The sequence below is a fragment of the Paraburkholderia caribensis genome (assembly GCF_002902945.1).
GTDB classification, from domain to species: Bacteria; Pseudomonadota; Gammaproteobacteria; order Burkholderiales; family Burkholderiaceae; genus Paraburkholderia; species Paraburkholderia caribensis.
In genome coordinates this window covers 550898-563388 of the sequence record NZ_CP026102.1, presented here as the reverse complement: position 1 = coordinate 563388, position 12491 = coordinate 550898, and the positions used below count along the sequence as shown (strand labels likewise).

The following is a 12491-nucleotide window of genomic DNA, read 5'->3' as shown; positions in this document are numbered from 1 at the left end:
CGGTCCATTCGAACCTGATCCGACAATCTGCTCCGCCCGCCAACAAGGAATCTGTCAATCCTCCTCGCGCGCGCCAGCCTGACCGCGTGTTCCCCACGCGACTCGCGCCATTGCGATCGCGCGCCCGGCCCCGGGCACCAAGGTAATCAATTCCAACCGAACCATGATGGTCAGCAGCATCGCCGACAGCGAAAGTTCGCCGATGACGCGAGCGAATGCCATACCCTGCGCCCCGTATCGCGGCGCAAGGTAGAGCGCCGCGAGCAGGTTCGCGACACCGGACGCGGCACCCGCAATAGCCAGCAAGCGATCTTTTTTCCGCGGAACGAATACATAGAACGCAGCGAATTCGTTGAACGCCGCAAACGGAAACATCCAGGCAAAGCACTGCAACACATGGCCGCTCGGCGTAAACGCTTCCCCGAGAATCAACGGCAGAACGATGGGCGACAACGTCAAAGCACCGCAAAAAACCAGCATGCCGTAACCGAGCATCAGCGTCGCGCCGCGCCGCGTGGTCGCGTGAGCGCCCGCCTTGTCGCCCTGTGCAAGCTGGCGGGAAATGGTCGGAATGAAGACTTGCGATGCGGGCCCCATCAGGCTCAGCCCAATCGTCGCAAACCGCTCCGCCGCGCCGAAATAGCCCACTTGAGCCGGCGTGGAGAGCAGCGTCAGCAGATACGTCGACGATGCCGTCAGCACGACCGAACCCGACGAATAGCAGAACAGCATCGTCGAGCCCTTTACGAGCGACGCGATACCCGAAAACGAGAGATGGGGCCGCCCCAGCTGATACGTCGCCAGCGCATAGGAAATGGCCAGAGACAGCACGCCCGCCGTCAACAGACTACCGACTACCCAAACCGAGTCCGCCGGTCCTTTCACGAGGCACAGCACCAGCACCAGACTCACCGCAAAGCCGAATACCTCGATCATGATCGGCGTGCGGAAATGATGACGCCCTTGATAGAGCCAGCCCAGATTCAATGCAGACACGACGCCCAGCGTGGTTGCCAGCAAGCCGATGAGCGGGCGCTCCGACAATGTCGGCGAACAGAAGGTCGCAATGACGCCGATGCACGCGCCCAGCGCGCACAATACAAGGCGCGCGCTCGTATGCAACGAGTAAATGGCGTTGCATTCGCTGTTGTTCCGAGCCTTCGATATCTCGCGCATGCCGACGAATGTGAAGCCGTAGCTCGCCAGCATCCAGATGACGTTCATCAGCGACATCGCCGCGAGAACACGTCCGTATTCGGCGACGCCGAGCACGCGTCCGTAGAATGGCACGACGATGATGAGGTACACGTACCTCATCAGATATCCACCATAGACAAACGCTATGACGTTAGCGCTCTTCTTACCATCCATTCCCACCTCTCCTGTATTGGCGACGCCGCATGCTATTGCTCGACCGTGCTGCGGCGCGCAAGGGGGTTGGTGATGTATCGGACCACGAAGTCTGAAAGAGGTGAGTAAGGCAACAGACAAAGGCTCGACAAGAACAGCGTGCCAGCCTTCTTTTTCAGGCTCCAGAACGGGTTGGCGACGATCGTGTGCATATAGGCGCGCGAATCGTTCAGCATCCAGCGCCACCGCGCGCCGAGCGACGCATGATAGAGACTCGATCCGAAGTACGCTTTTTCATGGGCGAAATCGTGAAATGCAGGCGGTAGATCGAGATTCATCCTCTGCTTCGCGATTTCACGCAGCGTGACCCAACGCTCCTTGAACGCCTTCGGTGCCTTCTTGATCTGCTCCGAGTTCGCGAACGACACGCTCGGCGCAGCAGAATGATGGACCCGGTACGCTCCGAGCGATTGCGGTATCGTCGCAACGGCACCCATCAGCGCCGCTCCGTAGATCGCATAGAAGTCCGCCCCGTAGCGGTTGGTGCCGCCTTCCGGCACAGGGAAGACCGCTTTCAGCGCACTGACGCTATATGCATTGCCCGACGCCGGCGGCGACGGATAGAGCCAGCCTTCTCTGAGCAAACGGCCGCAGTCGGCGGGCGGCTCCGAATGCGGTACGTAGGCGCCCGTCTGCTTGCCCGCTTCGTCGATCACATCGAGACGGAACTGCACTTTCGCCAGAGGCTCTTCTTCGAACTTGCGCATGACCTCCGACACCGCGTGCGGATACAGCACATCGTCGGAATCGAGGAAGATCACATAGTCGGTGCCGGCGAGTTCGACGCCGAGGTTGTATGCGGACACCTGCCCGCCGTTTTCCTTGAAAACCGCAGAGATACGGGTACCGTATTGCTCTATCACGGCGCGCGAATCATCCGTCGATCCATCGTCGATGACGATCACGCGCGTTCCGGGATAGTCCTGCGCCAACGAAGAATCGATCGTCTCGGCGAGAAAGCGTTCATAGTTGTAGTTGCATATGACGATGGCGATCTGTTTCATAGAGCCTCGATACGATAAATTGAATCAGCGGGCAATCGAATCCGCTTTGTGGAAATGGGTGCAGTTGCCTGTTGAATGCAAAAAGAACCCGTCTCTCTCAAGCTGTTTTCCCCTGGTTCGCCCGCACGACGAGATAGGCAAGATGTCTGGGCGGCTTTCTGTCGGCACCATTGACGTTGTCCGGCACGCGAAACCGTATGTTCATGACGTCGCTATTCCAGTTCAGCGCGGCGTCTTCCCTGGAAGCAGCGGCACCTGTCAGCGCATCGATCAAGAGCACTTGCGCGCCACCCGACGGCGGTGCGACACCCGCTGCCTCCACGGTGCGCCAACCGGATGGCGCGCTCACCTGAATCACCATGTCCCTGTCGGACAGCAAACCGGACCCCGTGACTTCCGGGCCGAATCGAAGCGGCTTCGAAAGCGGCGCAAGCGTGCCGGGAATCGTCTGGTTGAGCACGATCAGGCTTTGCCCCGAGACATTGAAAGTGCGCACGGGCGGGCCGCGATGCGTGAGCCGGAACGGTTCATAGCCGTCCCAGTGATAGACCATCGACAGATACTTGTCCGGATCGTCCCAATTTCGCGCCAGCGCCCATACCGCGAACTCGAAAAAGTAGCGGGGCAAGTAGTGCTCGTCGAGCATGTATCTGTCGCCAATCTCCGTTTGCCACAATCCGCGCGCCGGCCCCTGCTTGACGTATCGTTCATACAGGCGGTCCAGGTCTGCCACGGGCAGGTAGTGTGTGTCGAGGTAATCCACCCAGTCGGCCATTCGCTCGTTCAAACGCGGGCTCCGGTAATCGAGCCATTTGTCGAGATTGTCGAGACCGCCCTGATCGGGCCAACCGCCATAGACGACGTAGCCGCCATAGCGTCGAATAATGCGGGCGGCCGGAATATGAATTCGCTCCACATAGTCCTGCAATGCGCGGTCATAAGGTCCGGACTGGTGCTCGTTCTTGCTGAAGTTCGGGCCGTGCCAGAAAGTGGCTTGCGGCAATCCGCCCGACAAACGTCCCGCCGCTTCATTCCATATCTGGAAATGGCGCACGCCATACGGCGGTCCAGAGTACTTGCGAACCACCGCATCCACATAACGTTCCCACGCGTCGACATCTTCCGGTGCTGACTTCGTGTCGCCGGGAAGACTCGCATTCCACTTTGGCGTATAGCCGAGAAACAACAAGGACCGGATGCCATTCTGGTTATTGCGCAATATGACGGAGGGCAGATCGCTGTCATAGCGATTGCCTGTCTTGTCGACGCGCATCGGTTGGGTCGGCGCATCCGGCTGACCGGGCCCGACTGACCCACGCCCCCAGCTGATGCCCATCTTGCGCCACATCTCGATGTCGGCAGCCGAGCCCGGCCACCCATTCGTTCCGATCATGTCGGTAATCCTGCGAGCTGCGCGATTGCCGACCGGACCGGCTGCGGCTGCTGCCATCGCATGCATGGGCCGCAAGCCCGCACACGCGAGCGCAGCAAACGCCGCGAGCACACGTCGTCTGGATGGCCGGTAATTCATTCGATCCATGGGCTGCCTCGTCCGTTGCTCACCCAGCCGACACACGTGCTGCAAGTTCCGAAAGCGGCTCGCTCTCCTTGCCGTACAACACGTCGAGCAGCCTCTTTGCCGAGCGGTCCCAGCGGTATTCGCGCGCATGCGCCATACCTTTCACCCGGTACTGTTGCCTGATGGCACCGTCGCTCATCATCAGCGAGATCTTTTCGGCAACGTCTTGCGCCGACGTCGCATCGCAATACATCGCGGCGTCTCCGCACGCTTCGGGAATCGAGGTGCGCGACGAAGCGACCACAGGGCATCCGCAATACATGGCCTCGAGCGGCGGCAATCCAAAGCCTTCATATAGCGACGGAAAAACCAGGCAACCGGCACGTTGATAGAGCGCCTTCAACTCGCCGTCCGATACGAAGCCCGCCCATATCACCTGCTTTGAGCGCGACATCGCCTCGATGCCTTCACTGGCAAAAATGCGCGAGTTCTTTCCGCCGACAATCACGAATCTCACGTCGCGTAAATGGCTCAAGCCCGAGATCGCTTCGAGCACGCACTGCAGATTCTTGCGCGGATCCAGGCTCCCGACGATCACGCAGTACGAGTCTTCCCGGAGTTGCAGGCGATCGATGACGCCGTAATCCGGCACGACGCGATCGAGATGATCCGCACCCGGCTGGATCACGGCAATACGCGACTCGTCGATCTTCAGGTGATGGCTGATACGCCGCTTCGAAAATGCCGATACCGTGAGCACGAATGGTTCCATTCGTGGCAGGATCGAGAAACACAGCCGATACCACAGCAAGAACTTCTTCGAAAAACCATTCGGCGCGTCATAGACGGCCATGTCGTGCACCATCACCACTTGCCTGCGCTTGAGGATCGGATTCGTGTTGCACAGATTGACGAGCGTTCGGCCCCTCGCTGCCAGCGGCAGCGTGATCTGTTCCCACAGCGTGCCGCGCAGCCACGGAAAGCGCCGCTGCCGCCTGAGCGACGCACCGGGCTCCATCGCGTTGTGCGGCACGAATATCTCCAGTTCGTTGCCCGGTTCCTCACGCAGTTGCATCGCTCTCGTGAGTTCATATGCGACCCGTTGCACGCCTGTTACAGGCTGCGATGTGAACTTTCCATTAATCGCGAATGCCATCGATTCTTCGCCTCACGAAGTTGTGCCGTTTTCAGGGGTTGCGTAGGGACAACCTGCCATCAGGCGGTTGCCTCGACCTCGCCGAAGTCGCTCGCATAGTTCGTCGCGTAGCCGTAATTGCGCGTGCTACGACGCAGCGGAATGCCGTTGAAGACAGCGCCGGCAACACGTCCGCCCGCGCGCTCGATCTTCTTGATCGTGTCGGCAATCTCCTCCTCGGTCTGCATGCCCGAACGCAGCACGAGCAGCGACGCGCCGGTTTCGTTCGCGATGATGGACGCGTCCGTCACGGCGAGGAACGGCGGTGTGTCGACGATCACCATGTCGAAGTGATTGCCGAGCCGCTGCAATATTTCCCTGAAGCGCGGCCGCGTGAGCAATGCCGCAGGGTTCTCCGGGCGCGCCCCGCACGACATGAAGGTCACGCCTTCAATCCCGACTTGCCGCAACGCGTCGCGCAGCGGCATCCGTTCGGCGAGTACTTCGGAAAGACCGCCGCGATTGTTCTGGCCGAAGAATGCCGCGAGATGGCCACGGCGCATGTCGCCGTCGATCAGCGCGACCCGCGACCCTGCCTCCGCATGCAGTGTCGCGAGGTTCGCCGCGACGAAGCTCTTGCCCGCCGATGTGGTCGGTCCCGTCACCATCACGATGTTGTTGCGCGTATGCGCAAGATCTCGCGCCATTGCCGTGCGGACTTCGCGTAACGCTTCAACCGATGCGTCATGCGGGAAGCGTTCGGCAAGAATCTTGTTGCCCGAGGTACCGAACGACGGGTCGATCTTTTCGCCCGTTGCCGACTCGCCTCCCTCCGCGCCGCGCTGCATCGGCAGTGCACCGCGCCCGCCTGCGCCCGGCAATGGCTTGCGCGCGGCGGCCGGCAGGCCGCGATCGAGCAGCGATTGCTGATGACTGAACAGCACTTCGCCGACGACAGGCACACTCAGACGACGCTCGACATAGCGCGGGTCCGTTACGCCGACCAGCACGTGACGGCGCATGAAGACGATAAACACGCCCGCCACGAGACCGAGCACGAAGCCACCCGGGAGCACGATCAGCGGATCGGGCTTGACGGGGCGATGCGGCCGCACGGCCGAATCGAGAATGTGCGCGCCACCCGTGGTGCTCGCACGACGCACCGTCAATTGCTCGGCCTTCTGCACCATGCCCATGTAGACCGTTTCAGCGACCTTCTGCGCACGAATCAGGTCGACACTCTCACGCTCGGACGCAGGCATGCCCTGAAAGCGTCCGTCGAACTCGGATTTCGTCTTCTTCAGTTGCGCAAGCTGAGTATCGATGCTTTGAATCCAGCGGCTTCCCGGCGCGTACTTGTCCAGCAGTTGCGTGCGTTGCAGTTCCAGACTGGCAATCTGCCGGTCGAGATCGAGGCCGCCTTGCAGATAGGATTGCGCTTCCGTGGTCGGCTGCATCGAATTGGACTTCGCGCGGAAGCTCTTGAGTGCTTCTTCCGATTTGCGCAGGTCCGCAAGCAGGCGCGGCAATTCGCCCTTGATGAAACTCAGTGTCTGCGTGTCGTTCAATTGACGACCGGCGATCGCTGCCACGAGGTACTGCTGCCCCAGCGCGTTCGCGACTTCAGCGGCCTTTGAAGGACTCTTGTCCGCGTATTCGATCTGGATGAGGCCGGAGTCCTTCACCTTGTCCGTGATCTTCACGACGTCCATGAAGCGCTTGGTCGCATCCACCGCGTTCCAGCGGATCACCTCGAAGTGCGTGCCTGCCCGCGCGGCAAGCTGGTTGATCAGCACCGAAATGCCGTTGCCTTCGGCGGGCTTGCCGACCGTGCCCTTGATCAGAAATTCGCCCGACGGACCTAACAGTTCATATGCGCCGTCGCCTAGCGCAACGAGACTCAGCTTCTCTTCTTCGAGATTCTGCGGAACATTCAGGTAACCGACCTTGACGACCTCGCCGCCCCACGCGAACGACTTCAGGCCGAGCCATGCGCCATTCGGCTCGCCTGGCGTCGAGAACCTGTCTGCAATGTCGCCGAGGATCGGGATGCGCCGAGGCTTCACCGAGACATCGAAGCGATATCGGTCGATCACGGGGTCGAGCACCGAACGGCTGCGCATCACGCCCATTTCCGTGCTGGGTGACGGCGCGGGCGGCGGAAGCGCCTCCTGGGTCTGTAGCGCGAGACCGAGCGCGTTGGGCTCGGGCGGATCGACGCGCACGAGCACATCCGCCGAATAGACGGGCGTGGCAATCAGCTGGTACGCGACCGCGAGCAGAAACACCGCGACGGTGGCCGCCACGATTTCCCAGATGTGGTCCCGCATCAGGTTGAGCATTTCTCGAGCGGTGAGTTGCCCGCGCTCAACCTCAGGGGCAACAGGAAGCGAGTTCGAGGGGTAATAATCCACGGGAATCATCCTTTGAAATGCGGTTGGTCGAGCAGGCTGCGAAGCACACGAGTACACGGCCAGACGGCGACCTGAAGCCGCCGGACGGAATGCAACAGAAAGCTCGATCAGCCGTGCTCGGGCTGATGATGAGTTACAGGAACGGATGGCAATAGCGACTCACGGGGAGTGAAATAGCCGCAGCTCCCCGATGTGTCAGAACTTCACTGGCAATGGCAAAGCACCCGTCGTGTCCGCATTGATGCGAACCCTTTAGCGTTCACAGTGACAGGCGTCGAGCCACACAACGAGTGGGACGATTGGCAAGTCACGCACGCTCTCGACGGGAGCCTATGAAAAGAGCTTAGGCAGACTTCAGGAATCGGTCTTCGATCCACGACGTCGCCCTTCGATTGATGTTGCGTTGAAGGATAGACGCACCGAATTTGAATTAGTACAAACCCGGCATAAATTCGGGTACTAATGGCCGATATCGTGGAACACGTTACATCGGCCGGGCATCGAAGAAAGAGTTGTTGCGATCTGAAATTCGTGTAACAGAGTGATACGCAACGCGAGCAATCGCGTCACGAAACGGTAGTGACAGTACGCCATTAGCGCCATTCGCTTACAAAGTCCTTGCTCGCTCTGCGGCCCTTCTATGGCGAGCTCTCGCGGTTCATGACGCGGCTTCGGGTCAACACAATCGGACATTTTCTCCCAGAAAATCTTTCCGTCATTAGGAAAAATAGCCTGAAACGCCGAGTCCGCATTTAAGTAAGAATTCCCACGTCCGAACGATTTCGCCATATCGTTCGCGCCAATCGGACAGGCATCGCATGGCTCTTTTCTCTAATGTATTCTGATTTGCGTTGAATTGTTGCGCATTAATTGGGAGAGCTAACAGTGAATGGGATTTATCAATCACATCCCTTGTGTGTCGATGACCGGCTCGAGAAACCGGAGGTTGAGAAGCATATCGGCCTGCTCATTGCCCCGCATTGTTCGATGGCCGCTGCGGGCGCGATTGGCGACGCCTTTTGCCTTGCCAACAAGCTCGGGCTGGAGGTCGGCGAGGAGCCCCCGTACCGCTTCTCGGTGTTGTCTGAGACGGGCGGATTCGTTACGGGCGGCTCCAGCTTTCCGATCTGGACGCAGAAGCTCGAACGGTTTCGGCTGGCCGACTTTCATGCATTCTTCGTTGCTTGCAGCGGCGACCCGATGAATGAATCGAGCGAGCAACTCGTCTCCTGGCTGTCGCGCCAGGGATCGAGCGCGCCGCCCTGCATGCGGCAGAAGAGCGATCTGTCGAGCGGGGCGGTGCAACCGGCTGTGCCTGTGTTCGTGCTGGATGATGGTCTGTCAGAGATGCGGCCCGCCGGGGCGACGCCGACTGAAATGGCCCTCGTGCAGATTGGTCGCGACCTCGACGCGGAAACGGCGCGCCGGATCGCGCATACGCTGCAGCCGCAAGTGCGTCAGCGCATGCGGCCTGGCGCGGATGATCCGGCTATCGCGACCACGGCCGAGAAAATCCGCGAGTCGGCGCGTTGGATCCGGGAAAACTATAGCAAGGCGATTTCCGTGAGTCGGGCGGCCGAGTCCGCGGCGATGAGCAAACGCAACTATCAGCGGCGTTTCAAGGTCGAGTTTGGGCTGACCCCACTTGAATACCTGTTGCGCACGCGCTTCGAGGTCGTCTGCTCGATGCTGATGGAAACCGAGCTTCCCATCGACAAGATTGCAAGGCGTTGCGGCATGGGCGACGGCAACCGGCTGGGGCGCATCTTCAAGGTGCGATACGGCATGTCGCCAACCGCTTTTCGCGCGTTGCGCCATCTCGGCACCAGCAATCACACACCGACACCGTCGCCAGCTGACCATGTCGTCGAAACTGCCGCAGCGGTCGATTCGCAAATGAAACCCGTTTTCTAGCGGGCGCAGGGAGCGCTAACAATGCCAATAACCGAATATGCGCAGGCCCGCGAAGAGAAGGACGCGTCTGGCACCAGAAACGAGAAGGCCGCATCGTCCGAAGAGGTCGGGGCGCGCCCGCAGTTGCATGACTATGGTTCAGGAGATCCGATTCCTTCGCAGTCGGCAATCCGCAGAATGAAAGAGAAGGCAAAGTCGATGTTGCCCGACACGCTGTTCCTTAGCCTGTTGCACCGGAAATGTATCGGGCGATATCCACGGCTCGCGCGTCCAGCAACGTTCAACGAGAAGATCCTGCAACGCAATCTTCGGCCGGACCCGCGCTATGTACCATTGACCGATAAGCTCGAAGTCCGGGAATATGTTGCCGCCAAACTCGGCGAAGCGCATCTCGTTCCGCTTATCGCCGCGCCTGAGGTATTCACGCGTGCGGTCTTCGACAGTCTGCCCGATGCATTCGTGATGAAGGCGAATCACGGCAGCACGTTCGTCGAAATTGTGCGGAACAAGTCGGAGACCACGTTTGAAAGGCTGCAGGAACTGTCGGAACGGTGGCTATCGACGTCGTTCTATTGGGTCGCACGCGAACGGCATTACAGGAAGATCCGGCCGCGAATCTTCTTCGAGCAACTGCTTCTGGACCATCACGGGCGCGTTCCAGCCGATTTCAAGGTGCATTGCTTCGGCGGAAACGCTGGACGTCCGCTCATGTACATTCTTCTGATCACGGACCGCTTCGGCAATAACACGCATGGCGACGTGTTCGACACGCAATGGCGCCATATGGATGTGATGATCGGCCCTTACACACGCAGCGCCGTGCCGCCGCCGCGGCCTGACAACCTCGAAGCGGTGCTGAAAGCCGCGACGGTCCTGGCCAAAGATTTCGACTATGTTCGCGTCGATCTCTATGCCCCCGATAACCGCGTCTATTTCGGTGAATTGACATTCACGCCGGGGGCTGGCGTATTGCCCTTCACGCCCGACCACGTCGATTATGAATGGGGGCAACTGCTGGAAGCCAGTGCTGATCTGTGAGGCCGCGCTTCCCCGTTCGCAGTCGGGGAAGCATTCGCGGCGTGCGTGGCACGCCGCGGATCAGGCGTCCGCGTTGCCCGACACGAAACTCGTAAACGCGCTATACGGCGGGTTCAGCGTGACACCGTTGGTCATAACGCCGTAAGTGTTGTTGCCGCTATCGAGCACGTAATACATGACGGACTGGATATTGTGCGTCTTACGCGCCTGATAGAACTTGCCGAGCGTGCTGGTGATATAGCTGGCTCGATACGCCTGCGTCTTCTCGGGCCCCGTGTTCCATTCCGTGATGATGAACGGCACGCCGTAACGAGCCTTGCAGTATGTGGGCAGATCAAAGCCGGGCCCCGAGCCGTCGATACCGATGTTGAAGATGTCGCCGTACACCTCGTAGTTATGCCACGTCGTGATGTCCCAGCGCACCTTCGGATGACCGCCCGATCCGTCCGGCTGCATGCCGTCCCACAGGGCGTCCGCTGCGCCGATATCCGCGACACAGAAGTTGATGCCGCACTTTGCCGACGGTTGAACCGACCTCACGCCGTCGATCATGCCGCGCATCACGCCGCGCATGGCGGGCCAGTTCGCGTTGTTGAAGTCGACCGCTTTGGTGCCTGCGTTGGTAAAGTCCAGAACCGTGGCGTTCTGCCGGGTCAGCTCGTTTCCGCACTCGTAAAGGGTTACGCCGTACGCCTTGAGTGCATTCGCGACTGCCATTGCAGCCTGCAAGCCGCGATTGTATGCGGCTGACTCACTAGTGAAGACGTTGCCGTTGGCGTCGTACACGCCCTGGTTGATCAGCACGAGCAGCGAGATCCCCGCCGACTGGAAGGCTTGCGCGAGCTTCGTGACTGCATTCAACTGCTTTGGGTCGTCGGTGCAACCCACGCGGTAACTCGTGCAGCCCATGCCTTTCAGGATCGACACGAGCTGCGCTGGCGTATAGCTGTAGTCGTAGTGGCCGTTGACGCCGTAGAACGTCCCTGCCGTAGCCGCTGTCGCGATACGAGGATCGCTGCAGGGCAGCCAGCCGCCAGCATCCGTGCAGACATAGAACTGTCCGCCTGTTCCCTTGTGCCAGATCTTTCCGCCATACCACAGCAACAGCGACACGTTATAGGTGTTGCCGACCGTCTTGCCGTTCTTGTAGACGACACCGCTCACGACGGTCCACATCGCGCCCGTCTTGTCGATGATGTACGACGCGGGGGGAATCGCCGTGCCATCCGCGGACGTCCCGCCGAGGCGTGGGTCGTTACAGGCAATCCATGTCGATCCATTCCACGAATAGAACTGGCCGCCCGTCCCCTGGTGATAGATCACGCCGCCATAAAACAGCACGAGCGCCACGTTATAGTTGTTGCCGGCTTTCACGCCGTTCCGGTAGACGGAGCCGCCCGACAAGGTCCATGTGGCACCAGAGTTGTCGACGATCGACGTGCCCGACGGAATCGTCGTGCCGCTGGCCGATGCCGCTGCGCGGGCCGTGGCTTTCGCCACCGCGTCACCGGAAACATCGCTGACACTGCCCGTCCCTCCGCCGCACGCGGTGAGAACATAGCTGCCACCGAGAGCCGTCAGGCGGCCTAGAAATTGACGTCGTTTGTTCATGGCAAGCGCATCCCTGTCGAGAAAGTTCTCGAAAAAAAGTCCAAAGAGGTGACTACTGGATTTCGGACCAGGATGGCGGCGCGAGCGACTCCGCATTGCTCAGTAATCCTTACTGGCAATGACGTTTCGTCGCCCGATTGATAAACAGGGAGAAAGTGAGTGAACGGACACCGCATGCTGCCCGGCGGGTTCCGATGTTTCCCCTAATGTACTGCCACTAATGCCAACTGTCCTTGTGCACTGCGCAACCGTCCCACCTTTTTCGGGTGTGAATGACGCCCGGCAATTTGTTCGCACATATCCTTTCGATCGGCGTAAATAATACCCAATACATGCGGTAAATCACACCGAAAAATAACTTCATCGGACAATTAGCAGAATTCTTCCGACTATATCTTTCTGGAAAGGAAATTCGCCCTTTCGATTCTCTTTGAGTGGATTTCGCG

General features: G+C 59.7%; 8 protein-coding genes. 2 read left to right on the top strand and 6 right to left on the bottom strand.

Going from position 1 to position 12491, the window contains the following annotated elements; genetic code table 11:
- Positions 1–54: 54 nt before the first annotated feature.
- From C2L66_RS18945 to C2L66_RS18925, 5 genes are all read right to left on the bottom strand, one after another.
- Positions 55–1371: a lipopolysaccharide biosynthesis protein gene (locus C2L66_RS18945; RefSeq protein WP_060603796.1), complete on the bottom strand. Its 1317-nt coding sequence runs from the start codon at positions 1369–1371 to the stop codon at positions 55–57.
- A 32-nt stretch (positions 1372–1403) separates the two neighbouring features.
- Complete coding sequence (locus C2L66_RS18940; RefSeq protein ID WP_054932711.1) at positions 1404–2414, bottom strand: glycosyltransferase family 2 protein; 1011 nt, start codon at positions 2412–2414, stop codon at positions 1404–1406.
- Between the two features lie 97 nt (positions 2415–2511).
- A complete protein-coding gene (locus tag C2L66_RS18935; protein ID WP_060603800.1) occupies positions 2512–3954 on the bottom strand; it encodes a hypothetical protein in 1443 nt (480 codons plus the stop codon).
- Between the two features lie 19 nt (positions 3955–3973).
- Positions 3974–5089: a glycosyltransferase family 4 protein gene (locus C2L66_RS18930; protein ID WP_054932713.1), complete on the bottom strand. Its 1116-nt coding sequence runs from the start codon at positions 5087–5089 to the stop codon at positions 3974–3976.
- 59 nt (positions 5090–5148) lie between these two features.
- Complete coding sequence (locus tag C2L66_RS18925; protein ID WP_225031867.1) at positions 5149–7491, bottom strand: polysaccharide biosynthesis tyrosine autokinase; 2343 nt, start codon at positions 7489–7491, stop codon at positions 5149–5151.
- Positions 7492–8469: 978 nt separating this feature from the next.
- Here C2L66_RS18925 and C2L66_RS18920 point away from each other — a divergent pair.
- Together C2L66_RS18920 and C2L66_RS18915 are read left to right on the top strand one after the other, a co-directional pair.
- Complete coding sequence (locus tag C2L66_RS18920) at positions 8470–9396, top strand: helix-turn-helix domain-containing protein (RefSeq protein WP_082670459.1); 927 nt, start codon at positions 8470–8472, stop codon at positions 9394–9396.
- Positions 9397–9573: 177 nt separating this feature from the next.
- A complete protein-coding gene (locus C2L66_RS18915) occupies positions 9574–10434 on the top strand; it encodes an ATP-grasp fold amidoligase family protein (protein ID WP_224101967.1) in 861 nt (286 codons plus the stop codon).
- 60 nt (positions 10435–10494) lie between these two features.
- Here the strand turns inward: C2L66_RS18915 and C2L66_RS18910 are convergent, their stop codons facing one another.
- On the bottom strand, positions 10495–12045 hold the full coding sequence (locus C2L66_RS18910) for a hypothetical protein (protein WP_060603811.1): 1551 nt from the start codon (positions 12043–12045) through the stop codon (positions 10495–10497).
- Between the last annotated feature and the right edge of the window lie 446 nt (positions 12046–12491).